The organism is Massilia timonae CCUG 45783, from assembly GCF_000315425.1.
Classification (GTDB): domain Bacteria; phylum Pseudomonadota; class Gammaproteobacteria; order Burkholderiales; family Burkholderiaceae_D; genus Telluria; species Telluria timonae.
Window position 1 is genome coordinate 640,565 of record NZ_JH992924.1, and the last position, 26,197, is coordinate 666,761.

Annotated in this window: 21 protein-coding genes and 1 tRNA gene; 12 read left to right on the plus strand and 10 right to left on the minus strand. The window is 65.2% G+C overall.

Going from position 1 to position 26,197, the window contains the following annotated elements; all coding sequences use genetic code 11:
- Window positions 1-41 precede the first annotated feature (41 nt).
- From murI to HMPREF9710_RS17995, 3 genes are all read right to left on the minus strand, one after another.
- Entirely contained in the window at window positions 42-899 is an 858-nt protein-coding gene (gene murI, locus HMPREF9710_RS17985) for a glutamate racemase (RefSeq protein ID WP_005668662.1), read from the minus strand.
- Window positions 900-912: 13 nt separating this feature from the next.
- Complete coding sequence (locus HMPREF9710_RS17990) at window positions 913-2,448, minus strand: fumarate hydratase (RefSeq protein ID WP_005668663.1); 1,536 nt, start codon at window positions 2,446-2,448, stop codon at window positions 913-915.
- A 62-nt stretch (window positions 2,449-2,510) separates the two neighbouring features.
- Complete coding sequence (locus HMPREF9710_RS17995) at window positions 2,511-3,113, minus strand: TIGR00645 family protein (protein ID WP_005668665.1); 603 nt, start codon at window positions 3,111-3,113, stop codon at window positions 2,511-2,513.
- Window positions 3,114-3,365: 252 nt separating this feature from the next.
- Here HMPREF9710_RS17995 and acs point away from each other — a divergent pair, with 252 nt between their 5' ends.
- Complete coding sequence (gene acs / locus HMPREF9710_RS18000; RefSeq protein ID WP_005668666.1) at window positions 3,366-5,366, plus strand: acetate--CoA ligase; 2,001 nt, start codon at window positions 3,366-3,368, stop codon at window positions 5,364-5,366.
- A 271-nt stretch (window positions 5,367-5,637) separates the two neighbouring features.
- Window positions 5,638-5,728: transfer RNA gene (locus HMPREF9710_RS18005), tRNA-Ser, on the plus strand.
- Between the two features lie 166 nt (window positions 5,729-5,894).
- On the opposite strand, the gene HMPREF9710_RS18010 is transcribed toward HMPREF9710_RS18005, so the two are convergent.
- Window positions 5,895-6,359, minus strand: coding sequence for a T6SS effector amidase Tae4 family protein (locus tag HMPREF9710_RS18010; protein WP_005668668.1), 465 nt, complete (start codon window positions 6,357-6,359; stop codon window positions 5,895-5,897).
- Window positions 6,356-6,733, minus strand: a complete 378-nt coding sequence (locus tag HMPREF9710_RS26675) for a Rap1a/Tai family immunity protein (RefSeq protein ID WP_005668670.1) — start codon at window positions 6,731-6,733, stop codon at window positions 6,356-6,358. Before HMPREF9710_RS26675 ends, HMPREF9710_RS18010 begins: the two co-directional genes overlap by 4 nt.
- Window positions 6,734-7,281: 548 nt before the next feature.
- On the opposite strand from HMPREF9710_RS26675, the gene istA reads away from it, so the two are divergent.
- From istA to HMPREF9710_RS18030, 3 genes are all read left to right on the plus strand, one after another.
- Entirely contained in the window at window positions 7,282-8,361 is a 1,080-nt protein-coding gene (gene istA, locus HMPREF9710_RS18020) for an IS21 family transposase (RefSeq protein WP_005663623.1), read from the plus strand.
- A complete protein-coding gene (istB, locus tag HMPREF9710_RS18025) occupies window positions 8,358-9,143 on the plus strand; it encodes an IS21-like element helper ATPase IstB (RefSeq protein ID WP_005663619.1) in 786 nt (261 codons plus the stop codon). Before istA ends, istB begins: the two co-directional genes overlap by 4 nt.
- A gap of 377 nt (window positions 9,144-9,520) precedes the next feature.
- Complete coding sequence (locus HMPREF9710_RS18030; RefSeq protein WP_051205139.1) at window positions 9,521-10,891, plus strand: GGDEF domain-containing response regulator; 1,371 nt, start codon at window positions 9,521-9,523, stop codon at window positions 10,889-10,891.
- Here the strand turns inward: HMPREF9710_RS18030 and HMPREF9710_RS18035 are convergent, their stop codons facing one another.
- On the minus strand, window positions 10,892-11,425 hold the full coding sequence (locus HMPREF9710_RS18035) for a DinB family protein (RefSeq protein ID WP_040777392.1): 534 nt from the start codon (window positions 11,423-11,425) through the stop codon (window positions 10,892-10,894). It lies immediately after the preceding gene.
- Window positions 11,426-11,900: 475 nt separating this feature from the next.
- Between HMPREF9710_RS18035 and HMPREF9710_RS18040 the strand changes: the two genes are divergently transcribed.
- The gene (locus HMPREF9710_RS18040) at window positions 11,901-12,662 is read left to right on the plus strand and encodes an FxDxF family PEP-CTERM protein (protein ID WP_005668674.1); all 762 of its coding nucleotides are present in this window, start codon (window positions 11,901-11,903) and stop codon (window positions 12,660-12,662) included.
- A gap of 84 nt (window positions 12,663-12,746) precedes the next feature.
- On the plus strand, window positions 12,747-13,568 hold the full coding sequence (locus HMPREF9710_RS18045; RefSeq protein ID WP_005668675.1) for a sterol desaturase family protein: 822 nt from the start codon (window positions 12,747-12,749) through the stop codon (window positions 13,566-13,568).
- A 3-nt stretch (window positions 13,569-13,571) separates the two neighbouring features.
- Here HMPREF9710_RS18045 and HMPREF9710_RS18050 read toward each other — a convergent pair whose 3' ends face one another.
- Window positions 13,572-14,918 (minus strand): MFS transporter, encoded by a 1,347-nt coding sequence (locus HMPREF9710_RS18050; RefSeq protein WP_005668676.1) that lies wholly within the window; start codon window positions 14,916-14,918, stop codon window positions 13,572-13,574.
- A gap of 220 nt (window positions 14,919-15,138) precedes the next feature.
- On the opposite strand from HMPREF9710_RS18050, the gene HMPREF9710_RS18055 reads away from it, so the two are divergent.
- The 3 genes from HMPREF9710_RS18055 to HMPREF9710_RS18065 all read left to right on the plus strand — a co-directional run bounded on the left by HMPREF9710_RS18055 (window position 15,139) and on the right by HMPREF9710_RS18065 (window position 19,073).
- Complete coding sequence (locus HMPREF9710_RS18055; protein ID WP_005668677.1) at window positions 15,139-16,704, plus strand: TerC family protein; 1,566 nt, start codon at window positions 15,139-15,141, stop codon at window positions 16,702-16,704.
- Window positions 16,705-16,770: 66 nt separating this feature from the next.
- Window positions 16,771-18,117, plus strand: coding sequence for a VWA domain-containing protein (locus HMPREF9710_RS18060; RefSeq protein ID WP_005668679.1), 1,347 nt, complete (start codon window positions 16,771-16,773; stop codon window positions 18,115-18,117).
- 137 nt (window positions 18,118-18,254) lie between these two features.
- Window positions 18,255-19,073: a fatty acid desaturase gene (locus HMPREF9710_RS18065; RefSeq protein ID WP_005668681.1), complete on the plus strand. Its 819-nt coding sequence runs from the start codon at window positions 18,255-18,257 to the stop codon at window positions 19,071-19,073.
- Between the two features lie 13 nt (window positions 19,074-19,086).
- Here HMPREF9710_RS18065 and HMPREF9710_RS18070 read toward each other — a convergent pair whose 3' ends face one another.
- The 3 genes from HMPREF9710_RS18070 to HMPREF9710_RS18080 form a co-directional block, all read right to left on the minus strand.
- Window positions 19,087-20,643: a PepSY domain-containing protein gene (locus tag HMPREF9710_RS18070; RefSeq protein ID WP_005668684.1), complete on the minus strand. Its 1,557-nt coding sequence runs from the start codon at window positions 20,641-20,643 to the stop codon at window positions 19,087-19,089.
- A gap of 12 nt (window positions 20,644-20,655) precedes the next feature.
- Entirely contained in the window at window positions 20,656-22,806 is a 2,151-nt protein-coding gene (locus HMPREF9710_RS18075) for a TonB-dependent receptor (protein WP_005668685.1), read from the minus strand.
- A 93-nt stretch (window positions 22,807-22,899) separates the two neighbouring features.
- Entirely contained in the window at window positions 22,900-23,265 is a 366-nt protein-coding gene (locus tag HMPREF9710_RS18080) for a DUF2946 family protein (protein WP_229409856.1), read from the minus strand.
- 221 nt (window positions 23,266-23,486) lie between these two features.
- Here HMPREF9710_RS18080 and HMPREF9710_RS18085 point away from each other — a divergent pair, with 221 nt between their 5' ends.
- Together HMPREF9710_RS18085 and waaF are read left to right on the plus strand one after the other, a co-directional pair.
- Window positions 23,487-25,100: an ABC-F family ATP-binding cassette domain-containing protein gene (locus tag HMPREF9710_RS18085; protein WP_005668687.1), complete on the plus strand. Its 1,614-nt coding sequence runs from the start codon at window positions 23,487-23,489 to the stop codon at window positions 25,098-25,100.
- 51 nt (window positions 25,101-25,151) lie between these two features.
- Window positions 25,152-26,174 (plus strand): lipopolysaccharide heptosyltransferase II, encoded by a 1,023-nt coding sequence (waaF, locus tag HMPREF9710_RS18090; protein WP_005668688.1) that lies wholly within the window; start codon window positions 25,152-25,154, stop codon window positions 26,172-26,174.
- Window positions 26,175-26,197 lie beyond the last annotated feature (23 nt).

Consider the following 26,197-nt stretch of genomic DNA (forward strand, 5'->3'; position numbering starts at 1 on the left):
TATAAGGGCTTCATCTCAAACTGGCAAATTTAAATGTGCACTCAGGATGCCGGGGCCGGCGGCCAGCCCGCCGGCAGGGGCAGCGCCACCTCGTGCACCGGCGGATCGATGCCCAGCAGGTTGCGGAACGCCGCCGTCAGGGCGGTCGCGCTGGCGCTGGTGTAGCCGGTCAGGCTGGCGGGAATGGTGCTTTGTGCGCGTAGCTGGCTGGCGCCGGCCAGCAGGCGCGCGAGCTGGCGCGCCACGGCGTCGCCGGTATCGACCAGGGCCACGTCCGGCCGGCCGGCATCCTTCAGCAGGCGCTCGATCGAGGCGCGCACCAGCGGGTAGTGGGTACAGCCCAGCACCAGCGTGTCTGCTCCTTCAGTGAGCAGCGGCATGATGAAGCGCTTCAGCATCGCGCTGGTGGCGGTCGAATCCAGTTCGCCGAACTCGATCTGGTCGGCCAGGCCGACGCAGGGCTGCAGCAGGAACTCGGCGCCTGAATCGCGGTGGATCTGGTCGCGCAGCTGGAGGAACTTGGCGCCGCGCAGGGTGCGCTCGGTGGCCAGCACGCCCACCTTGCCGCTGCGGGTGAGGCTTGCCGCCGGCTTCAGGCCCGGTTCGACGCCGACGATGGGCATGCCGGGGTGGCGTTCGCGCAGTTCGCGCACGGCGGCCACGGTGGCGGTGTTGCAGGCCACGACCAGCGCCTTCGCGCCTTGCGCCAATAGAAAATCGCCGATCGCCAGCACGCGTTCGACGACGATGTGTTCGGGTTTGTCGCCGTAGGGGGCGAAGCCGGTGTCGGCCAGGTAGAGCAGGTGTTCGTGCGGCAGCTGCGCCTGGATGTGGCGCAGCACCGACAGGCCGCCGACGCCCGAGTCGAAGATGCCAACCGGAGCGTCGGGGAAAGTCATGATTCTGTTCGAATCAAGCGACGGTGACCGGCACGCCTTTCAGCGATTCGATCTTGGCCGACCATTCTTTCGGGCCGGTATTGTGGACCGAGGTGCCGGTCGAATCGACGGCGACGGTGACCGGCATGTCGGTCACGTCGAACTCGTAGATCGCTTCCATGCCCAGGTCTTCGAAACCGACGACTTTCGCGGACTTGATCGCTTTCGAGACCAGGTAGGCCGAGCCGCCGACCGCCATCAGGTAGGCCGACTTGTGCTTCTGGATCGATTCGATCGCCGCCGGGCCGCGCTCGGCCTTGCCGATCATCGAGATCAGGCCGGTCTTCTCCAGCATCATGTCGGTGAACTTGTCCATGCGGGTGGCGGTCGTCGGGCCAGCCGGGCCGACCACTTCGCTGCCGACCGGATCGACCGGGCCGACGTAGTAGATCACGCGGTTGGTGAAGTCCACCGGCAGGCTTTCGCCCTTGGCCAGCATGTCCTGGATGCGCTTGTGCGCGGCGTCGCGGCCGGTGAGCATCTTGCCGTTCAGGAGCAGGGTCTGGCCCGGCTTCCACGATGCGACTTCTTCCTTGGTCAGGGTGTTCAGGTCGACGCGCTTCGATTTCTCGGTGTCCGGGGTCCAGTGCACTTCAGGCCAGGTCGACAGCGCAGGCGGTTCGATATAGGCCGGGCCCGAGCCGTCCAGCACGAAGTGGGCGTGGCGGGTGGCGGCGCAGTTCGGGATCATCGCCACCGGCTTCGAGGCCGCGTGGGTCGGGTACATATTGATCTTCACGTCCAGCACGGTGGTCAGGCCGCCCAGGCCCTGGGCGCCGATGCCCAGCGCGTTGATCTTGTCGCACAGCTCGATGCGCAGCTCTTCGAGCTTGTTTTGCGGGCCGCGCTGGCGCAGCTCGTACATGTCGATGTCTTCCATCAGCGACTCTTTCGCCATCAGCATCGCCTTCTCGGCGGTGCCGCCGATGCCGATGCCGAGCATGCCCGGCGGGCACCAGCCGGCGCCCATCAGCGGCACGGTCTTGATCACCCAGTCGACCAGCGAGTCGGACGGGTTGAGCATGACGAATTTGGTCTTGTTTTCGGAGCCGCCGCCCTTGGCCGCCAGCTTGACGTCCACGGTGTCGCCCTCGACCAGTTCCATGTGGACCACGGCCGGGGTGTTGTCCTTGGTGTTCTTGCGCTCGAAGTGCGGGTCGGCCACGATCGAGGCGCGCAGCTTGTTGTCGGCGAAGTTGTACGCGCGGCGCACGCCTTCGTTGACGGCGTCGGTCACCGAGCCGGTGAAGCCTTCGAAGCGCACGCCCATGCCCACCTTCAGGAACACGTTGACGATGCCGGTGTCCTGGCAGATCGGACGCTTGCCTTCGGCGCACATGCGCGAATTGGTCAGGATCTGGGCGATCGCGTCCTTCGCGGCCGGGCTTTGCTCGGTCTCGTAGGCGCGTGCCAGGTGCTGGATATAGTCGGCCGGATGGTAGTAGCTGATGTACTGCAGCGCGGCCGCGACGGATTCGATCAGGTCTTCCTGGGTAATGACGGTTGCCATGGTGGGAAATCTCTCGTGATGGAGTGTCGGAGTATCGTTATCGTTGTGTTACTGCTGGTGCTTCAGTGCTTGTCGTGATGCGTCATGGTGGTGATGCGGTCGGTCCACGAGATCGCCAGCGCCGACACCAGGAAGGCGACGTGGATCAGGGTCTGCCACATCAGGGTCTTTTCGTCGTAGTTGGCGGCGTTGATGAAGGTCTTGAGCAGGTGGATCGACGAGATGCCGATGATCGCCATTGCCAGCTTGGTCTTCAGGACCGAGGCGTTCACGTGCGACAGCCATTCCGGCTGGTCCGGGTGGCCTTCCAGGTGCATGCGCGAGACGAAGGTCTCGTAGCCGCCGACGATCACCATGATCAGGAGGTTCGAGATCATGACCACGTCGATCAGGCCCAGCACGACCAGCATGATGACGGTTTCGGTCAGGCGTTGCGGACGATTGCCGGACAGGCCGACGGCGTCGATGATGTGGTTGAGCGAATCGACGTTGCCCATGGCGGCGCCGATCAGGTCGACGAGTTCGACCCAGAAGTGGAACACGTAGACGCATTGCGCCAGGATCAGGCCGAGGTACAGCGGCAGCTGCAGCCAGCGGCTGGCGAAGATCAGGTTACTCAGTGGGGACAGCTTGCGGACTTGCTTGCTTGGTTCTAGGGCGGACACGGAAGAAAACTCCAGGGAGGCGAAAATTCAGCTCAGCATTCTACACCGGAGCTTGTCGATGAGGTGGGACGCGCAGCGGCGCGCTCACGTCACTTGCACGCATTGCAACGGCTGGCGTTAGAATAAGTGGGGACAAGAGCGGGCAAGCGCAGTCAATACCGACCCGCCTCAGGGAGTTTCCATGTAAGGGCTCAGTAAGCGAGCCCCCCTATGGTATCTGGCATAACCTACTACATTAATATGGAGACTAGTATGGCCGATAACGAGACAACCCAAGAGCAAACCCAGGGCCTGCAGGAACACCGCGTGTTCCAACCGCCGAAAGAGTTTGCCGACAAGGCCACCATCAATGGCATGGCCGCCTACGAAAAACTGTGCGCTGAAGCCGCCAGCGACTACGAAGGTTTCTGGGCCCGCCTGGCGCGCGAACACCTCGACTGGCACAAGCCGTTCACCTCCACCCTCGACGAATCGAATGCGCCATTCTATAAATGGTTCGCCGACGGCCAGCTGAACGCCTCGTACAACTGCCTCGATCGCAACCTCGAGAATGGCAACGCCGACAAGACCGCCATCATCTTCGAGGCCGACGACGGCGCGGTGACCAAGGTCACCTACCGCGAACTGCACGAGCGCGTCTGCAAGTTCGCCAACGCGCTCAAGTCGCGCGGCATCAAGAAGGGCGACCGCGTCGTCATCTACATGTCGATGTCGATCGAAGGCGTGACCGCGATGCAGGCCTGCGCCCGCATCGGCGCGACCCACTCGGTGGTGTTCGGCGGCTTCTCCGCCAAGTCGCTGCAGGAGCGCATCATCGACGCCGGCGCCGTGGCCGTCATCACGGCCGACGAACAGCAGCGCGGCGGCAAGGCGCTGCCGCTCAAGGCCATCGTCGACGAAGCGCTGGGCCTGGGCGGTTGCGACACCGTCAAGGACGTGATCGTCTACAAGCGCACCGGCGGCAACATCAATTTCAAGGAAGGCCGCGACATCTGGCTGCACGAACTGGTGCAGGGCCAGTCGGCCGACTGCGCACCTGAATGGGTCGATGCGGAGCACCCGCTGTTTATCCTCTATACGTCCGGCTCGACCGGCACCCCGAAAGGCGTGCAGCACTCGACCGGCGGCTACCTGCTGTGGGCCGCGCTGACGATGAAGTGGACCTTCGACCTCAAGCCCGACGACGTCTACTGGTGCACCGCCGACATCGGCTGGATCACCGGCCACACCTATATCGCCTACGGCCCGCTGGCCGTCGGTGGCACGCAAGTGGTGTTCGAGGGCGTGCCGACCTTCCCGAACGCCGGCCGCTTCTGGCAGACCGTCGAGAAGCACAAGGTCAGCATCTTCTACACGGCCCCGACCGCGATCCGTTCGCTGATCAAGGCCTCGGACCTGGACGAGAAGGTGCATCCGAAGAACTTCGACCTGTCCAGCTTGCGCCTGCTCGGCTCGGTCGGCGAGCCGATCAATCCTGAAGCCTGGATGTGGTACTACCGCAATGTGGGCCAGGAGCGCTGCCCGATCGTGGACACCTTCTGGCAGACAGAGACCGGCGGCCACATGATCACCCCGCTGCCGGGCGCGACCCCGATGGTGCCGGGTTCCTGCACCTTGCCGCTGCCGGGCATCATGGCCGCCATCGTGGACGAGGCAGGCGCCGACGTGCCGAACGGGCAGGGCGGCATCCTGGTCGTCAAGCGTCCATGGCCGTCGATGATCCGCACGATCTGGAACAACCCGGACCGCTTCCGCACCAGCTACTTCCCAGAAGAACTGGGCGGTAAATACTACCTGGCCGGCGACGGCGCGATCCGCAACAAGGACACCGCCAACTTCACCATCACCGGCCGCATCGACGACGTGCTGAACGTGTCGGGCCACCGCATGGGCACGATGGAGATCGAATCGGCGCTGGTGGCCAATCCGATCGTGGCCGAGGCGGCGGTGGTGGGCAAGCCGGACGAGACCACGGGCGAGTCGATCTGCGCCTTCGTCGTGCTCAAGCAGGCGCGTCCGACCGGCGAAGAGGCCAAGAAACTGGCCAACGAGTTGCGCGCCTGGGTGGGCAAGGAGATCGGTCCGATCGCCAAGCCGAAAGAGATCCGCTTCGGCGACAACCTGCCGAAGACCCGCTCCGGCAAGATCATGCGCCGTCTGCTGCGCGTGCTGGCCAAGGGGGAGAACATCACGCAGGACGTGTCGACGCTCGAGAATCCGGCCATCTTGGAGCAGCTGAAGGAATCGGCGTGAGCTACAATCACTGAGCAACCTGCCTGCGCCGGCCCACAAGGCTGACGCAAGGCTTGCCCGCTTACTCGGGAGAGGGGCGGGCATTTTTTTGTGCTGTTGGCCAAGACGTAGGGTGGATGGCTCGTGATCTGGTCCACTGGACCAGATCACTCCGTGTGTTCAGCAACACTCGGGTTCGCCGTTCACACGTTCGACACCGTTATCGGCCTTGTACTGCTGGGAATACTTGCTATAATAGGCGGCTTCGTGGTGTTCCCACGTCGACCCATCAGGAGAGATGGATGAGTGGTTTAAGTCGCACGCCTGGAAAGCGTGTATAGGTTCATAGCCTATCGGGGGTTCGAATCCCCCTCTCTCCGCCAAGAATACCAAAAGCCCCTATGTAGGGGCTTTCTCAATTCTGCCTCCCCCATTTCTACCCACATCGCTAACTGGGCTGTTTCTTGACGCCACCGCTCAGGTTCTCTAGCCACTGCGACAATTCTTGCTCGTCCCGTACCGATCGTCCGCCGACGCCGACTGGCGGAGTTACGTTAGCGGCCAGAACCAGATCGTCTCCGAATCCCAAAAGCAGACTCGAGCGCAATCCTGGAACCTCCCCCCGGGCTTGTGTACGACCAAGTCAATGTGTCCGCCGTGGCCTCCGCCAATGCGAAAGAACGACACCACGCCTGTGCGCAAGCCGATTCCGTTGCGCGCCGCATGCTCACCCTTGTAGACCTCGGGCGCGCCCCACTGCTGCCGCAGTATGTTCGATAGTCTGGCTTGGCCCGGCTCCATGTATCTGCCCTTGAGGACGCCAGCCTTCGCCTTCATGCGTGCGCCAGGCAAACTCACCCCGGCCATGAGCAGGCCATAGCTCATGCGGATCGCACAGGTGTCGTTGTAAGCCTTGTTGTCGACGAGGTCATTCCAGCCAATATCGGCATACAGGTCTTCACGCTTAATGCGGTTGGGATAGTGCATCATCACAGTGAGCAGTGGCGGTCTCACGACGGCCTCCTTTTGATCGGGCACGGATATATCTTGGCCAGGGCAGCCACGACGAGCGGCGCAGCGCCTTTCTTCAACTGCTCCGCTGGCAGTGACTTCATTTGCTCAGCGGCCAGGTAGTTGAGCTCATGTCCAACGTGCTGGCCTGCTGGGCACCAAAGCAGGCCGGCCGTGCCATCCATGACGCCATCCATATAGCCCATCGCGCGCTCACGGCGCATTGAAGCGGCACCGTTGTCAGGCGCGGCCAACATGTCCCGAACGAACTTTTCGCCGGTTAAGGTTGGGATATAGGGTGCCGCGGGCACCTCGACCGGCAGCATGGCCACCAATAGGGCCACCGCGTATGTCGCCGTCTGCTGTTTTCGAGCCATCTTGTCCTCCCAATTCGGAGAGGCCATCGTGACCGATGCGCTGCCTGGGAGAATTGGTTGGCGTCAACATCAGCGCGAGCGCGCAGGAGCCGCTTGATCGAGTCAGTCTCGGTCGGCGCCAGCAGGCTGTCGATCTTTGTCTCGGGACAAATGAACGGCCTGCGCTCCACTGGCCGCGTCATCGCACGGTTGATCACGGCGCGCGACGCACAGCGCCGACAAGCATCTGCTCCGCATCGGCCAGCCCGATCTTCCGTAGCAGGATGAGGGCGAGGTCCGCGCCTACGTCGCAGGTAGCGTGATGAGGCAAACGTCACAGACCTGACCAGCTTAGTTGATGCTCCGCTGCTCCGAGGGCGGTTTTGTAGTGCAGGCCACCCACGCTAAGCAATTGACCCGCAACGGAAAATCAGCAAAGCATAGATAGATTCATAGCCTATCGGAGGCAAACTCACTCCCCACTTGTCAGCAGCGGTTGTAAACTGATACAGGCAGCGATTGAAAACTGATACACCATTTTGAGAAGATGGCCGCTTTGCGGAGCGGCCTTGAAACCCAAAGAGGTGTACGTGGAAATCCAACTACTGAAGAAGCATGGGTTAAGCCTTCGGCAGATCGCCGCCGAGGTAGGCTGTGCAGTGAACACGGTGCGCCGGCACCTGGCCCTGGAGGCCGTGCCGAAGTACGAACGCAAAGTCAAACGCCAGACGAAGCTGGCGCAGTTCGAGCAGTACCTGAGGGATCGGCAGCAAGCTGCTCAGCCCGACGTGATTCCAGCCACCGTGCTGTACCGCGAGATTGCCGCGCGCGGCTACGAGGGCGGCATGAGCCAGTTGAGGGCCTTCGTGCGCACCTTGCGCCCGGCGCCTCCCGCCGATCCGGTGGTGCGTTTCGAGACGGCGATGGGTGAGCAGCTGCAGGTGGACTGGGTCGAATTTCGTAAAGGCAGCGCGCCATTGCACGCGTTCTGCGCGACGCTCGGCTTTAGCCGGGCCAGCTACGTGGAGTTCGTCAACAACATGAAGGTGGATACCCTGATCGCCTGCCACGAGCGCGCCTTTGCAGCGTTCGGCGGCGTGACGCGGCGGGTCCTGTACGACAATATGAAGACGGTGGTACTGGAGCGCGATGCGTACGGTGAGGGCGAGCACCGCTTCCACGCCGGCTTCCTGGACTATGCCAGGCATAGCGGCTTCGTGATCAAGCTGTGCCAGCCGTACCGGGCCAAGACCAAGGGTAAGGTCGAGCGGTTCAACGGCTACCTGCGCCGATCGTTCTATGTGCCGCTGGCGAGCCGGCTGGCACAGAGCGGCCAGAAGCTCGACGTCGTGACGGCCAACGTCGAGGTGGCCCACTGGCTGCGCGAAGTGGCCAATGCGCGCATCCACGGCACGACCGGAGAACCGCCAGCCGAAGCCTTGAAGCGGGAAGTGGAGCACCTGCAAGCGCTGCCGGCACCGTGGCGGGCGGACATCGCGGCAGCCAGGCCGCAGCCGGCTGCTGCAGCACCTGCGGCGCCGCGGCCGGCAGCAGTGGTGGAGCGGATCGCGCAACCTTCTCCGGTACAGCATCCGTTGCAGGTGTATGACGCGCTGCTGGTGCGGGTATCGGAAGGGGTGGCGGCATGAACCTGCAGCATGAGCGTATCGCGGCGTTGTGCGAGAGCCTGAACCTGCCGTTCGTGGCACAGGGCTACGGCGCCGCAACCCAGAAAGCAGCGAAACAGGAGATGGCCTACAGCGACTTCCTGGAGGGGCTGCTGAGGGAGGAAGCAGCTGGGCGCAACGTGCGCAAGCAAAACACGATGACCCGTCTGGCAGGATTCCCCGTGGTGAAGACGCTGGACGAATTTAACTATGACTTCGCCAAAGGCGTAAAGCGCAGCCAAGTCGAGGAGCTGGCCGGCCTGGGATTCGTCGAGCGGCATGAGAACGTGGTACTGGTCGGGCCGAGCGGTGTAGGCAAAACGCACCTGGCGATGGCACTGGGTTACAAGGCCACGCAGGCCGGCATCAAGACGCGCTTCACGACGGCGGCCGACCTCATGCTGGCACTGACGACGGCGCATACGCAGAACAATTTGAAAGCGGTGATGCACCGCGCGATCAAGGCATATCGGCTCTTGATCATCGACGAGATAGGTTACTTGCCGATGAACCGGGAACAGGCCAACCTGTTCTTCCAGGTGATCGCGGCCTTGTATGAGCGCAGCAGCCTGATCGTGACCAGTAACCTGCCGTTCGGACAATGGGACACGACCTTTGCGCAGGATACGACGCTCACCGCGGCCCTGCTCGACCGGCTGCTGCACCATGCGCATATCGTGCCGATTGCAGGTGAGAGCTACCGGCTGAAGCACCAGCGACAGGCCGGGATGATGAGGGGGAGCGATGTTGCAGAAATGGGCTGAACACGGACGGTGTTCGGCGACGGCGGTGTATCAGTTTTAAATCGCTGGGACGACGAAATCTGTATCAGTTTTCAATCGCCGTTGACACCACTAGAATTGAGAAACAGTCGGCTGTCACGGGCGGCCAATTTTCTGTCCGCGCAACGCACGCCTAATATTTTCCTTGGGAAATTGTTAATGACTGACTTTGAGAGTTGTCAATTTGTATTTGAACAGACCCGTCCATGGTAAGGTGGCAAGCACAAGCCCATCCGCCTAAACATACTTCATCCTGACGATGCTCCACTGCGTGAGCCGTTCGCGCCCATAGACACATGAATCTATTCCCGAGAAAATCGCGACTCACGATCGGTGATAATTCATTTTCTGCGCCAAATTTGCCGATCGCCGCCGCCAACCAGTCGATCAAGCTGCTGCTCGTGGACGACGAGCCGCGCATGCTCTCCTCGCTGCACGAGCTGCTCCGCCAGCGACATTTCGACGTCGACACGGCAAGCTCCGGCGCCGAAGCGCTGGCATCCCTGTCCAGCACGCGGTACGACCTGGTCCTGCTCGATCTCAGCCTGAAAGACATGGATGGCCACCATGTCATGGACTTCATCAACCATCACTGCATCGAAACTGAGGTCATCGTCATCAGTGGGAATGTCCAGATCGACGCCGCGATCGGGGCAATGCGGCGCGGCGCCCACGATTTCCTGCGCAAGCCATTCAGCCAGCAGGACTTGTTCAAATCCATCGATCACGTCCTGACCCTGCGCCGGCTTCGGCAAACCAACCGCGACATGGCGCATCGACTGGAAATGTCCGAGCGCACTTACCGCTACATTGTCGATACGTCGCCGGATCTCATCTACATGGTCGAACCGGATGGACGGTTTACCTTCGTGAACGACCGGGCCTGTCAAATGCTGGGCTACGATCGCCGCGAACTGATTGGCCAGCATTATTCGGTGCTGGTGCACGAGGAAGATTTCGCCAGGGCGCGTTATGCCTTCAACGAGCGGCGCTCCGGCGACCGGGCGTCGCGTGACGTCGAGCTGCGCATGACGTGCCGGTCCAATGCCAGCCCGGCGCAAAACGTCGACGCATCGATCACCGTATCGCTCAATGCGGTCGGCATGCACCTGGACCATGCGGAACCGGGCGGGGCGAAATACATCGGCACCTACGGGATCGCCCGCGATATCACGGCGCGCAAGCAGGCGGAAGCCATCATCCTTCACCAGGCCTACCATGACGTCCTGACCAATCTCCCAAACCGCCTGCTATTCAAGGACCGGCTTGGCCAGGCGATCCTGCAGTCCCGGCGCAACCGGACCGAGTTGGCGACCATGTTCATCGATCTCGATCGGTTCAAGGTCGTCAACGACACGCTCGGTCACGACAAGGGGGATGAATTGCTGTTGCAGGTGACGGCGCGTCTCAAAGGCTGCCTGCGCAAGGGCGACACGCTCGCGCGCCAGGGTGGCGATGAATTCACCGCCGTTCTTCCCGACCTGCATACCCGTGACGACGCGCGCGTGGTCGCCGACAAATTCCTGGAATGCCTGAATATGCCGTTCGACCTGGACGGAAAGGCGGTGACGATCTCCGCATCGATCGGCATCGCGGTCTTTCCCCACGATGGTGAAACGATCGACGAACTGATGCGCCATGCGGACGTCGCGATGTACCACATCAAAGGGCAAGGAAAGAACGGCCAGGCGTTTTATGCTCACACGATGGAGCAGGGCGGCAGACCGTAGTCAGGGCTCGTCGGGAATCGAAACGATCAGGTCGGTGACCCCGATATCCACGCCCGACTGCGTCAACAGCGTGCTGACCTGACCGCGGTGATGCGTTTGATGGTTGAAGAAATGCAGCAGCAGGCTCCCGAATTTCTTCCGGAACGCTCCACGTGCACTTTTGTACGTGACCGGCTGCGCCAGGTCATCGTCGGAACACTCCGCCGCCAGCGCCTCGATGATCGCATCGAGCCGCGCGCGATGTTCGCGCAGCACCTCGAGATCGTCGCTGTAGATATGCGTCAGTCCGGTGGGCGTTGCGATATCCCGCATCGGCGCCAGCGCGAAGAACGTTGTCGGATGCCCCTGGTAACGTTGCAGCCAGATGGTGTCTCCGGCGACGATGTGATTCAGCGTGCCGAGGATCGAGCCAAAAAAGGCGCCTCGGTGGGCATTCAGCGCGTCCGCAGGCAAGGTCGCCGCAGCGGAATACACCTTGGCATTCATGGACGCGTTATAGGACGCTAGTAGAACGATATCTTCCCGTGTCGGCATGCTGGCCCCTTCATCGCTGGTCATTATTGCCGATCGATGCGGGACATCGACCGACTGTTGTTTTTTGGTAGCCCTACTATTAGTCCGCCGAGCTGTGCAATTCGTCTGCGGGCCCGGTCACCATCTCCGTTCTTGCGCTGCATATGTAACCTTTAGCCCCCGTCCTTCACGAATCGATTTTCCGGTCACAGCCTTGATTACCGGGTGTTCCTGCGAAATCTCCGCGGAGCGCATGCCTGACACATCAATGGAAATTGTAAAAACATTCCCCATAAGAAAATATTGTTATCTATAGAATATTGAATTTCCTCAATCATGATTCTGATAGAATAATCTCAGTGCAATAATTCGTGATAGTTATCAATTATTCACGCGTCGAAATGGCGTGGAAGATATTGTCCCGCTCACGTTCAGACCGGCCCAGAAAACGCCGGCGCTTTCTCACCGCCATCCACCATTTTCTGGAGTCCGCGCCATGCGCATCAAACCATTCCTGCTGACCCTGCTGGCCGCCTCGGTACTGAGCACCAATGCCGCTCATGCGAACCTCATCAAGAACGGCAACTTCGAAGAGACCACCAACGGCGGCAACAAGCAGCTCGCCGGCGGCACGTCCACGACGCGCACCGACCGTACTACCTTGGCGTACTGGGAAAGTGGCTATGGCAAGGATGGCCGCTACAACTTCGTCCTGAATGGCGATATCGCCAACACCGACAAGTCCGCGATCTGGTTGAAAGACAAATACCGCACGACTGGTCTGAGCAATGGTTACAGCGCCTCTCCAACCGGCGGCAATTTCTTCGCCTCGGACTGGATGTATTTCCCGGGTCCGCTCAAGCAGCAGGTCAACGGCCTGACGATCGGCGACACCTATACGCTGACCTTCGATTTCGCGCTGGCCCAGCAGGTCATCGAGAGGGGCCCGAACAACAACAATTACTGGGAAGTCGATTTCGGCGGCGTCAAGCAACAGTCCGAACTGCTGAGCATCGTCGACAGCGGCTTCAGCGGCTGGAAGACCGCCACCATGACCTTCACCGCCACCAGCGCCAGCGAATGGCTGAGCTTCCTGGTGCACGGCAGCGGCGCCGGCGCGCCGCCGTTCATGCTGCTGGATAACGTCGCCCTGAATGCCGAAGTGCCGGAACCGGCAACCCTGGGCATGCTGCTGGGCGGCCTCGGCCTGATTGGCTTCACAGCCCGCCGCCGCAGCCGTAGCGGCGGCCAGGCCTGATACGCCGATCCACCGGCTGCAGTCCTCTGCAGCCGGGCGCCGCCGGTCCGGCGACAACCTCCGCATCGCGACACCGTTTCCACCATGAACGTCACCTTCGCCGAATTCGCCATGACCGCGCTGCGGCTGTGCATCTGGCTCGTGCTGCTGACGGCGCTGTTCGTCCCGCTCGAGCGCTGGTTCGGCGTGCGCCACGAGCAGCCGAATCCCGAGCTGCGCCACAATCTGGCCTATTACTTCATCAGCAGCCTGGTGCCGGTCGTGGTGCTCTCGGTGCCGATGGCGCTGCTGGCCTCCGCTGCTCATTACCTGGTGCCGGCCGCGCTCAAGACGGCCGTGGCCGACCTGCCGCAGGCGCTGCGCATCGGCCTGGCCTTCGTGATCGCCGAAACGGGTTTTTATTGGGGGCACCGCCTCAGCCACGAAATTCCCTGGCTATGGCGCTTCCACGCGCTGCATCACAGCACCGAGCGCATGCACTTCCTGGCCAATACGCGCAGCCATCCGGTCGACATGGTGATCACCCGGCTGTTCGGCCTGGTGCCCTTGTACGTCATCGGCCTGGCCAGCCCGGGCATGGCCGGCAGCGGCACGCCGGCGCTCTTGATCGCGCTCGGCATCGTGTGGGGTTTCTTCATCCACGCCAATCTGCGCTGGCGTTTCGGGCCGCTGGAATGGCTGGTGACGACGCCGGCCTTCCACCACTGGCACCACAGCCGCCACGACCACATCAACCGTAACTACGCGTCGACCTTGCCATTCCTGGACCGCGTGTTCGGCAGCCACTACCTGCCGAAGAGTTGGCCGGCCGAGGTCGGGACCGACACGCCGTGCCCGCCCACGCTGGGCGGCCAGCTGCTCGAGCCGATGCTGCCGGCGCGCAAGGCGGCGCCGGTCGCCGATTGAGCGCTACGCCGGCCGCTTGCCGGCGCGTTCCGCGGCCAGCTTGACCAGCAGCGCCAGCGTGGCCACGATCCCCGCCAGCGCCACGACGCCGAAGATCCCCTCGATCCCGAAGCGCAGCCGCGCCAGTTCCGCCACCAGGAACGAGCCCGCGATCCCGCCCAGCCGCCCGATGCCCATCATCCAGGCCACGCCGGTCGCGCGGCCGCGGGTCGGATAGAAGGCTGCCGCCAGCGCCGGCAGCGACGCCTGCGCGGTGTTCATCGCCAGCCCGGCCCCCAGCACCACCGCCATCAGCAGCGCAAGATCGTGGGCGCTCTGGCCGATGGCGAAGATGGTGGCGGCGGTCAGCGCGAAGCAGGCCGCGATCACGGCGTTGGCGTTGTAGCGGTCCATCAGCCAGCCGGCCAGCACCGCGCCCACGCCGCCCAGCGGGAACAGGGCCGAGACCAGGGTCGCGTCCTTGGCCGACAGGCCGGCGTCGCGCAGCAGCAGCGGCATCCAGTTGATCAGCGCGTAGAAGATCACCAGCCCCATGAAATAGGTCAGCCACAGCATCAGGGTGCCGACCACGTAGGGCCGCGACAGGATCACTTGCATGCCGCCGCCGGCTTGGTCCGCCGGGGCGGCCTCGCGCGTCACGAAGGCGTGGGCAGCGTCGGCGCTTGGCGAGACGTGGCGCAGGATGGCGCGGATGCGTTCGTGGCCGGCGCCGCGCCCGACCAGGAAGCGCACCGATTCCGGCAGCAGCAGGATGATCAACAGGCCCGCCAGCAGCGGCGCCAGGCCGCCCAGCAGCAGCACGCTGCGCCAGCCCCACAACGGAATCATCCAGGCCGCGAGAAAGCCGCCCAGCGCGGCGCCGAGCGGGAAGCCGCAGAACATCGCATTGGTGAGCAGGGCGCGCTTGCGGTCGGGGCAGAATTCGCTCATCAGGGTCACGGCGTTCGGCATCGCCGCGCCCAGTCCCAGGCCGGTGATGAAGCGCAGGATGGCCAGCTCGGTGACGCCGCTCGCGAACGCCGACCAGGCGCAGGCGGCGCCGAACAGCAGCACCGACAGCGCCAGCACCAGCTTGCGCCCGACCCGGTCCGACAGCGGGCCGGCCGCCATGGCGCCGGCGGCCAGGCCGAACAGCGCGGCGCTGAGCACCGGCGCCAGGGCGGGGCGCGTCACGCCCCAGTCCTGCACCAGCGAAGGGGCGATGAAGCCGATCGCCGCGGTGTCGAAGCCATCGAGCAGCACGATCACGAAGCACAGGCCGAAGATCAGCCATTGATAGGGCGAGAAGCGGTGTTCGTTCAGGAAGTCCTGGACGTTGACGGCGCCGTCGGCGCGGTCGTGGTGCTGCATGGTGGTTCTCCGTTATTGTTATCGCCGGGTGCATGCGGCCAGGCCGGACTCTACACCGAATCGGTCGGCAAGGCGACGGTTCGCGGCGCTGCGCCAGACTGTTCGCATTCCACCCGCCGCACCTGTCGAGCGCGATGGCCGGCGCCCTGGCGCCGGCAGTTCTCCCCCGATGCCGACACGATCGCGTACAATGCCCCTTCCTTAACTACAAAACTCTCCAATGGAATGGCTACTTGACCCGAATATATGGGTCGGCTTGCTCACCCTCGTCGTGCTCGAGATCGTCCTGGGCATCGACAACCTGATCTTCATCGCCATCCTGGCGGACAAACTTCCCCCGCATCAGCGCGACAAGGCACGACTCCTCGGCCTGTCCCTCGCCATGATCATGCGCCTTGGCCTCCTCACGATGATCTCGTGGCTGGTCACGCTCACCGCACCCTTGTTCTCCGTCGGCACCCTGTCGTTCTCGGGGCGCGACCTGATCCTGCTGATCGGCGGCATCTTCCTGCTCGCCAAGGCGACCATCGAACTGCACGAGCGCGTCGAAGGCAAATCGCATGTCCAGAGCGGCAAGCGCGAATACGCGAGCTTCGCCGCCGTGGTGGCGCAGATCATCGTGCTCGACGCCGTGTTCTCGCTCGACGCCGTGATCACCGCGGTCGGCATGGTCGAACAGCTCGGCGTCATGATGGCCGCCGTGATCATCTCGATGGGCGTCATGCTGTTCGCATCGAAGCCGCTGACGCGCTTCGTCAACGCCCATCCGACCGTCGTCGTGCTGTGCCTGTCCTTCCTGCTGATGATCGGCCTCTCCCTGATCGCCGAAGGCCTGGGCTTCCACATCCCGAAGGGCTACCTGTACGCCGCGATCGGCTTCTCGGTGGTGATCGAGTTCTTCAACCAGCTGGCGCGCCGCAACTTCATCAAGCAAGAGGCGCACATTCCGCTGCGCGACCGCACCGCCGACGCCGTGCTGCGCCTGCTGGGCAGCAAGCGCGGCGCCGACCACCACGACGAGCCGGAAGCCGAGGTGCAGGCCGCCGAGGAACCGGCGTTCGAGGCCGAGGAGCGCAATATGGTCAGCGGCGTGTTGAGCCTGTCGCAGCGCTCGGTGCGCTCGATCATGACCAACCGCTCGGAGATCTCGTGGATCAATATCGAGGATGACGCCGACACCATCCGCGCCCAGTTGCTGGCCACGCCGCACGGCTTCTTCCCGGTGTGCCGAGGCCAGCTCGACGAAGTGATCGGCGTGGCGCGCGCCAAGGACCTGATCGCCGACCTGACCCAGTCGGGCGCGATCGACCAGGCCCATATCCGCGCGCCGATCATCATGCCCGACGCCAGTGGCGTGCTGAAGGTGATGGACCGCCTCAAGCGCTCGCATGGCCAGCTGGTGATCATCGCCGACGAATACGGCACCCTGCAGGGCCTGGTGACGCCGATCGACATCCTGGAAGCGATCGCCGGCGAATTCCCCGACGAGGACGAGCAGCCGGTGGTGCAGGAGCTCGGACCGGGCCGCTGGCGCGTCGACGGCACCGCCGACCTGCACTACCTGGAGCAGGTGCTCGAGGTGGACGCCCTGGTGGGCGACACCGACGACTACACCTCGCTGGCGGGCCTGATGCTGGAACGCTTCGGCACCCTGCCGAAGGTGGGCGACGCGGTCGAGATCGAAGGCTTCCGATTCGAGGTGGCGCAGGTGCTGGAGCGCCGCATCGCGACCGTGATCGTGAGCCGGCTCGACGACGGGTACGCCCAGCCGCTCGACAAGGGCTGATCGAACGGTAATATCGTGGGGTGGACGGATTTTCCGTCCACGCGTTCAACCTGACTGGAGGGAGAGATGAAACAGCTGGAACGCGGCGAGCGCCTGCCCCTGGCGCAATCGGCTCCCGACGGCGTCCTGCAGGCCGGCCTGTCGGCCCAGGGCTTGGCGCTGGACTTTGCCTGCTTCGCGCTCGACGCCGGCGGCAAGCTGGCCGACGAGCGCTACATGACCTTCTTCAACCAGCCGGCGACACCCTGCGGCGGCGTGGCGCAAGCCAGCGTTGGCGCCGATAGCCGAGGTTTCAGCTTCAGGCTCGCCAGCCTGCCGGCCTGGGTCGAACGGCTCAGCATCGTGGCCAGCACCGACGGCGGCGCGCTCATGGCGCAGTTGCAGGCAGGTAGCCTGCGCCTCGCCGGTCCGCAGGGTGAATTCGCGCGCTTCGACTTCAGTGGCCGCGATTTCGTCGGCGAGAAGGCGGTCATGCTGGGCGAGCTGTATCGCAAGGACGGCGGCTGGCGCTTCATGGCGGTCGGCCAGGGCTTCAATGGCGGCTTGGACGCCCTGGTGCGGCATTTCGGCGGCGCGGTGGCCGATGAAACGCCGCCGCCTGCGCCACCGGCGCCCGCCCCGGCCCCGGCCTTACCGCGCGCCGCGGCGGTCGACCTGGAAAAGCGCGTCGCGCAAGCCGCGCCGCAGTTGGTCAACCTGGTCAAGTCGGCGGCGGTATCGCTCGAAAAGGCCGGCCTGGCGCAGCACCGGGCCAAGGTCTGCCTGGTGCTGGACATCTCGGGTTCGATGAGCACCTTGTACCGCAAGGGCCTGGTGCAGCAGTTCGCCGAGCGCATCCTGGCGCTGGGCTGCCGCTTCGACGACGACGGCGAAATCGACGTCTTCCTGTTCGGCCGCAACGTGCACCACGGCGCGCCGATGGGCCTCTCGAACTGGTCGAACTACATCAAGCGCATCATCGACAAGCATCCGCTCGAGGGCGACACCCGCTACGGCGCCGCGATCGAGGCCGTGCGCCGGCATTACTTTCCGGATGACGGGGGCGGCGAGCGCAAGGCCCCGGTCAAGGCCGAGGTGCCGGTGTACGTGATGTTCGTGACCGATGGCTCGACCTCGGACAAGCCGCTGACCGAGCGCCAGCTGCGCTGGGCCAGCCGCGAACCGATCTTCTGGCAGTTCATGGGCATCGGCAAGGGCCGCAAATCGAAAGCCAGGGCCCTGGCCAACTTCGCCGACTCGGACTTTCCGTTCCTGGAAAAGCTGGACGAACTCGATGGCCGCCTGATCGACAACGCCGACTTCTTCTCGGTGGCCTCGCCCGACGAGCATTCCGACGGCGCGCTGTACGACCTCCTGATGAACGAGTACCCGCAATGGGTGAAGGAGGCGCGCCAGCGCGGCCTCATCGTGTAGTGGTGGAAGCGAAGAAGGGTAAAGACAGGGATAAATACCTCTCTTCTCATCGATTTGAACCCATCCGGCACCCGTTATTCTCTCTGCAATATCAGGACGTCCTAGCCCTGATCAACACAACAACAGGGAGAAATGCCGTGTTCGAAGGATTCATCCAGCTCAGTCCCATGGGCGTCGCGCTGGCCATGGCGGGGTCGTACATCATGACCGTCTTCGCCAGCGAGCTGTATCTGCACCGTTCGCGCAGCCACCGCGCCGTGACCTTCCATCCGATCCTGTGCCAGGCGTTTCGCATGTGGATCTGGCTGACGACTTACGGCGTCACCGCCAAGACCTGGGTCGCGGTGCACCGCAAGCATCACGCCAAGTGCGATACCGAGGAAGATCCGCACAGCCCGCGCATCCACGGCCTGTGGACCATCCTGGGCAAGGGCACCCTCCTGTACCGCAAGGCGGCGCGCGACGCCGACCTGGTGAAAGCCTATGGCGTCGGCATCAAGGAAGACTGGATGGACGAGCATCTGTATACCAGGCACCGCTTCCGTGGCGCGCTGTTTTTCCTGGCGGTCGAACTGCTGGTGTTCGGCCCTGTGAACGGCTTCCTGATCTGGCTGTTCCAGCTGTCGATCCTGCCGTTCTGGGCGTCGGGCTTCATCAACGGCATCTTCCACGTGGTGGGCTATCGCAATTTCGAGACCAAGGAAGATTCGCGCAACTTCTTCCCGATCGGGATCATCTTCGGCGGCGCCGAGCTGCACAACAACCACCACGCCAACCCGGCTTCGGCCAAGCTGTCGATGAAGTGGTGGGAATTCGACTCGGGCTACCTGGTGCTGCGCGTGCTGGCCTTCCTGCGCCTGGCGAAGATCAACCATGTCGACCGCCTGCCGGCCGGCGCCGACGGTCCCCGACAGCCGCGCATGCGCCGCCACGCCGCCGGCGCCGCCGGCCAGTAAGCCTTATCCAGACCTAGCCGGCCAACTCCCCGCGAGGCGCGCCCACGATCGTTTCGTGGCGCGCCTCGCGCAGTTTCCGCCCCAGCCGCCGCCAGCCGATCACCACCCCCGTCACGCTGAGCAGGGTCCCGCCCAGGCTCAGCGCGATCAGCACCAGGTCCCACAGCGGACGCCGCTCGAGCAACGGCAGCCAATCCCAGGAATGCAGCATCGCGAACAGCCAGCGGCTGGTGCGCTTGCCGCGGTCCAGGCGGCCGAGCACGGCGCCGGTGTGCGGGTCGAGATGGACCCAGGTGGCATGCGGATCGTCGAACACGATGCGCAGGATCGGCAGCGGCTTCATGGCCCCGCCCATCATCGTGTGCGCATCGCGCGCATAGTAATAGAAGTCGTAGTCGCGCAATTGCTCGACCCGCGCCACCGGCGCCGGCAGCAGGCCGGTCGCGGCGGCGCGCAGCGCGGCCGCATCGATGACGACCGGCTGCCCGTCACGGCTGCCGATCACCCGGGGCGCGCCGCCGGCGGCCTGGGCCAGCACCCGGTTCTCGCCCAGCACGCGGGTCCAGCGCAGCTCGCGCACGGCGCCTGCGCCTGCCGCCAGCAGCGCCTGCGGCGCGGCGTCGGCGTCGCTCAGCACCAGCGCCGAACCCTGCAGCGCTTCCATGCGCAGCGGCGGCGCGCCGGTGTCGAAGATGCGCCACGGGTTCATCGACATCAGGCCGCTGAAGATCCAGGTGATCGTCACCAGCGCGAACAGCAGGCCGGTGACGTGGTGCCAGCGCATCATGGCGTGCGGATAGGGCGTGCGCGCGCCGCTGCGGTAGGGCTTGCGAAAGCGCCAGCGCAGGATGCCGACCACGGTCCCGCTGAGCGCCATCGCGATGCCCAGGATGGACAGCCAGTTGACGATGTCGGCCCAGTAAGGCTGGAAGGCATTGCCGCGCAAGGGATACAGCCAGTGGATCCAGGCGCCCGCATAGTTCCACAGCTGCTCGCTGCGGGTCGCGTCGCGCACCACTTCGCCGCTGCGGCTCGAGATGTAGAGCAGGGTGCGTTCGGCGTCGCCCAGCTGCACCTTGTGCAGCGGACGGTGCGGGTCGAGCGCGCGCGAGTGGGTGAACGCGTCTTCGTCGATCGTGCCCAGGTAGTCGCGTGCTATACCCGGCCCGGCGAAGGCCGTGGCGCTGGCCATGGCGTGCGCCTCGTCCACCGCCCGCAGGCGCTGGCCGCTCAGTGCGTCGATCACCACCGCGCCGCTGCCCTTGGGCGGGCCCTCGTGGCCGGCCGGCGTCGCGACGTAGACTGGACGCCCGCCGCTGGACGCGGCCAGGCGCAGCTCGTCCAGCGGCCCGGTCACGCCGGCCGCCGCCAGCGCCCGCGCCGGCGCCAGCAGGCGCGCGTCCGCTTGCAGCGGCGGCAGGCGCTGCAGGCGCTCTTCTTCGGTCAGCTTGGGATAGCCGACGTACATCATGACCATGCCCGAGGCGAACCACATCGCGAACAGCAGGCAGATGCCGATGCCGAGCCAGCGGTGGACCAGGAACAGCCAGCGTTTCAATCGTGCGCCCATCGTGCCCTCGCGTCAGAAGGCCATGCGCAGCGCCACGTCGGCCGTGCGCGGGGCGCCGAGATAGGCCATCGTGCCGGTGACGTTGGCCGCATACAGCCGGTCGGTGAGGTTGCGCACGCGCGCTTCCAGCGACAGCCTGCGGTCGATGCGCCAGCTCAGGCCCAGGTCGACGAAGGTATACGACGGCCAGTACAGGGTGTTGGCCGCATCGGCATACACCTTGCCGACCCGGCGCGCGCCGAGGTGGGCCTGCAGCGCCGGGGTGACGGCATACGACAGCCACAGGTTGGCCACCGTCTTCGGCGTATTGGTCGGCGTCTTCCCGGCCAGCGAAACGCCGCCCTGGCGGTAAGTCTCGTACTCGGCATCGGCATAGGTGAAGTTGCCCTGCACGGACAGGCGCCTGGTCGGCTGCAGCCCCAGCGCCAGTTCGACGCCCTGCGAGGACTGTTCGCCGACCAGGATCGTCAGGTTGCTGTTGACCGGATCCTGGGTCGCGATATTCTTGCGCGTGATGTGATAGGCGGCCAGGGTCGCCGTGCCTTTGCCTTGCCAGAAATCCAGCTTGGCGCCGGCCTCCGCCTGGCGGCCGGTGGTCAGTTCACTGTTGTTCCGCACGTCGGCGAACGAGGCGGTGGACAGCACGCCCGAGGGCGGATCGGCAGCCGTCGCGTACTGGGCATAGACGTTCATGCCGGGCGTGACGTCCCACACCAGGCCCAGGCGTCCGGTGGTCGGATTGTAGTTGCGCGAGAAGCTGGCCGGCGCCGCCGGCGTGATCTCGCGCCGGTTGACCAGGTCGAGTTCGATGCGCTCGTGGCGCAGGGCGGTGACCAGATTGAGGTTCGGGACCAGCTCGGTGCGGTTCTCGACATACAGCGCCGTGGTCCTGACCTCATTGTCGCGGTCGGGGCGGTAGAGCGGCGTCATGTTCGGCACGTCGAAGAAGCGCTCGGTGACGAAGTCGTACGGGTCGACGCTGCTCACCGTGGCCGATTGGCTGTTCGGATAGCGGGTCTGGCGGTTGATGCCGAAGTCCAGCCCGAACGCCCAGTCGCTGCGGCGTTCGCCGATGCGGCCGCGGTAGACGCCGTCGATGCGGTCGCCCACCAGGGTCTGGTCGTGGCGCTGGAGCAGGGCGGCCGAGCGGATGACCTGCGTGTTCGATGGATCGAAGCGGTAGTTCTCGACGTTGCGGTAGTCGCGCAGCGCGTCATAGACGTAGAAGGTGTTGGTCAGCTGCAGGGCGTCGCTGACCTTCCAGGCGCCGATCGAGCGCAGCCACTGCACGCGCTGGTCGTAGACGCCATCGGCGCTGTTGTAGTTCTTGAAGCGGGTGGCCTCGTCGATGCGCAGCTTGCCGGCGACGGGATTCAGCAGCGGCGTGCCCCAGTAAGGCCGGTCGACGTCTTCCTGCTGGAATTCATAGGCCAGCGTATGCGTGAAGCCGCGTCCGAAGTCGGAACGCAGCGACGCCGCCAGCTGGGTCGCGCGGCGCTCGACGCCGTCGACCCAGCTGCCGCCGTCGCGGTGATTGACGTCGATGCGCGCGTAGTGACCGTCGCCGACGCGGCGGTTCAGGCCGACCGAGGCTTCCTTCAGCGCGTCGGCGCCCAGGCGCAGCCGGCCTTCGGCGAACTCGCGCGTCTCGGCCAGCTTGGTGATGGTGTTGATCGTGCCGCCGACGGCGCCGGAACCGAACAGGAAGCTCGACGGCCCGCCAATGGCTTCGACGCGGTCGACGATCCAGCTGTCGACCGGTCGCGCGGCGATCGAATACTGCACGTTGATGCCGTTGAACAGCTGGCTGACCGAGCCGCTGCCGAAGCCGCGGTAGCTGACCCCGATATTGCCGGGAGCATCGTGGGCGGTGACGCCGGGGATGGCGCGCAGGATCTCCTGCGTGTCCTGGGCGCCGCGCACCTCGATCAGGGCGCGGTCGACCACGGTGACGCTGGCCGGCGTCTCGCGCGGGCTCAGGCCCAGGCGGCTGGCGGTTTCGCTCGGGGCGTCGAGGTTCAGTAATCCGTTGGCGTGCGGCGCTTCGGCCGTGACCTCGACGGTGGGAATGGTCGTGGTCTGGGCCTGGACATTCAAGGTGGCCAGGGCGCAGCCGAGGGCGAGCGCCAGCCTGCGCGGCCGGAGGCGATAGCGAGTCTTCATTGCAAATCCTGTGCGCGCGACGCAGCGTCTCGCGGCGTCACGCATGGTGGGTGACGCATCGGCTGCGTCACCCGAATGGTGGTGAGGGGCGGATCAGGAAAGCGAAGACGGCGGCCCGCGCGATTGCGAGGGCGTCCAGGCGTGCTGCGGACGCGGCGAGCGGTAGAACAGGGGCGGGTAGGGATCGCGCTCGTTGTCGAGCGCGAGCACCGACGGGACCGGCGCCGGCGGCGCCAGTGGCGCGTGGTGGTGCGAGCAGCACAGTTCGCAGTGCGACATGTCCGGCACCGCCGGCGTGTCGGTCTGCGCCGCATCGTCGATCACCGTCACATGGCGGGTGCCGCTGGCGCTGCAGATCTCGGTGATCCAGGCCGCTGCCGGCTGCTGGGTGGCGTGGGCCACGGCATGGGAAACTGCAGGCACGAACAGGCCGAACAGGAACGTCAGGAGGACGGTCAAGCCATACAGCGTTCGGGTTGTTCGGAGCCTGTGCATGTGAAAATTATAGTCCTGCTGGCGCGGCGGCGCGCACGGGTGGGCAATTTGTCCAGCAGGACCGATCCTGCTACCATAGACCGTCATTTCCAAGGAGCGCGCACGTGTAATACCTCATCGATGCCATTTTTCCGGTCTTCCCAGCATGGCTGCGGAAGCGTTCAGGCATCCCTGGAGTCGTACATATGACGCATCCCATTCTAGCGCTCGACGGCGCGTCCCTGCATCTGCCCGACGGCAGCGTCCTGTTTTCAAACCTGCATCACCAGTTCGACCTGCGCCGCACCGGCCTGGTGGGACGCAACGGCGTGGGCAAGTCGATGCTCGCGCGCCTGCTGGCCGGCGAACTGGCGCCCAGCGCCGGCCGCTGCCTGCGTGCGGGCCGCATTGCCTATCTGTCGCAGCAGGCGGGCGGCGGCCGGGCGGCGTCGGTGGCTGAACTGGCCGGCATCGGCGCGATCACGACGGCCCTGGCGCGCATCGAGGCCGGCAGCGCCGACCCGCACGATTTCGATGCGGTGGGCGAGCACTGGGATATCGCCGCCCGCCTGCGCCAGGCCTGCCAGGCGCATGGCCTGCCGCACGTCGACCTCGACACGCCGCTGGCCGCGCTCAGCGGCGGCGAGGCGATGCGGGTGGCGCTGATCGGCGCCACCCTGTTCGATCCCGACTTCCTGATCCTCGACGAGCCGAGCAACCACCTCGATGCAGCGGGCCGCGCGGCGCTGCAGCGCCAGTTGCAGGCCTGGTCCAAAGGCCTGCTGGTGATCAGCCACGACCGCGAGCTGCTGGACGCGATGGACTGCATCGTCGAGCTGTCCAGCGAGGGCCTGCGCAGCTATGGCGGCAACTACGCGTTCTACGAAGAAGCGCGCTGCCACGAACAGGAAGCGGCGCAGTGCGCGCTCGATCATGCGCGCCAGGAATTGCGACGCGACGAAGCCGCGCGCCGCGCGCAGCGCGAACGCCAGGACCGGCGCCAGGCGCGCGGCCACCGCGACGCCCGGCAGGCCAACCAGGCCGCCATCCTGCTCGGCCGCGGCAAGGAGCGCAGCGAGGGCAGCGCCGGCCGCCTGCGCCAGCAGCACGGGGCCGCGCGCGCGGATCAGGCCGGGCGCGTGCGCGACGCCTTTCATCGGGTCGCCACCGACGCCGCCGTGCGCATCCACGCGGTTTCGGCTGACGGCGTGGGTCAGCGCCGCGTGGCACGGCTGGAAGAGGTCGTGCTGCCCTGGGTGGCCGCACCGCTGGACCGCATCAGCCTGCGCCTGACGGGGCGCCAGCGGGTGGGCCTGGTCGGCCCGAACGGCAGCGGCAAGTCGACCCTGCTCAAGGTGCTGGCGGGACGGCTCGACCCGGTCGCGGGCGAATGCAGCCTGCCGGCGCACGTCGCCTACCTGGACCAGCAGCTGGCCAGCCTCGATCCGCGGCGCCCGACCCTGGACCAGCTGCTGGACGTGAACCGCAGCGCCGGACAGGACATGCTGCGCACCTGGCTGGTCCAGCTGGGCCTTGACGCGCGCGCGATCGCCCGGCCGGCCGGCCTGCTGAGCGGCGGCGAGCGCCTGAAGGCGGCCCTGGCCTGCGTGCTGTATGCCGACACGCCGCCGGCGCTGCTGTTGCTGGACGAACCAAGCAACCACCTGGACCTGGCGTCGCTGGCGGCGCTGGAGACGATGCTGAACGGATACCAGGGCGCGCTGGTCGTGGTGTCGCACGACCGCGTGTTCCTGGAGCGCGTCAAGCTGACCCACCGCCTGGCCGCGCTGGACACCGGCTGGCGCCTGGAGGAATGCTGAATCGGCCGCGATTGCTATAATCGTGGGTTGGCAGACCACCCGAAGAACACCATGTTGCGCACCCTTGTGATTTCCCCGAACTGGATCGGCGACGCCGTGATGGCCCAGCCCTTGCTGCGCCGGCTCAAGGAGCTCGCGCCGGGGCGGCCGATCGACGTGCTGGCCCCGACCTGGGTGGCGCCGGTCTGGCGCGCAATGGCGCAAGTCGACACCGTGATCGAGTCGCCGTTCAAGCACGGCGCGCTGCAGTGGAAGGAGCGCAAGGCCTTCGCGAAGATGCTCAGGGCGCGCGGCTATGCCGACTCCTATGTGCTGCCGAATACCCTGAAATTCGCATTGATCCCCTGGCTGGCCGGAATCCCGAAGCGGGTCGGCTACAAGGGCGAGATGCGCTACGGCCTGGTCAACGTGATGCACCACGACGACAAGGCGGCGCCGCGCCCGATGGCCCAGTTCTACCAGGCGCTGGCCGACGCGCCGGTGCGAAACCTGCCGCGCCCGGAACGCTTGCCGGAGCCGGTCATGACGGTCGCCGCGGGCGAAGCCGAGGCCGCGATCGCGCGCCTGCAGCTGCCGGCCGGCGTGTATGTCGCCTTCGCGCCGGGCGCCGAATTCGGCCCGGCCAAGCGCTGGCCGTCGACCTACTTCGCCGAGCTGGCCCGGACCATCCTGGCCAATCGCCCGGATGCGCAGATCCTGCTGCTCGGCTCTCCCAAGGACCGCGCGGTGTGCGACGAGATCACGGCCATCGTGCCGCAGGCGCACAACCTGGCCGGCTCCACCTCGCTCAGCGAAGCGATCGCGCTGATCTCGCGCGCCGCCGCCGTGGTGACCAACGATTCGGGCCTGATGCACATCGGCGCCGCCCTGGGGCGGCCGGTGGTGGCGATCTATGGACCCACCGACCCGCGCCACACGCCGCCGCTGTCGCAGCTGGCGCAGATTTTGTGGCTGCACATCGAATGCTCGCCCTGCCAGCAGCGCGAATGCCCGCTGGGGCACCAGAACTGCATGAAGCAGATTCTTCCGGCCGACGTGTGGCAGCCCTTGCAACCCATGCTTGCCGGCGCCTGAGGGCGCGGGCTAATTTGAAGAGG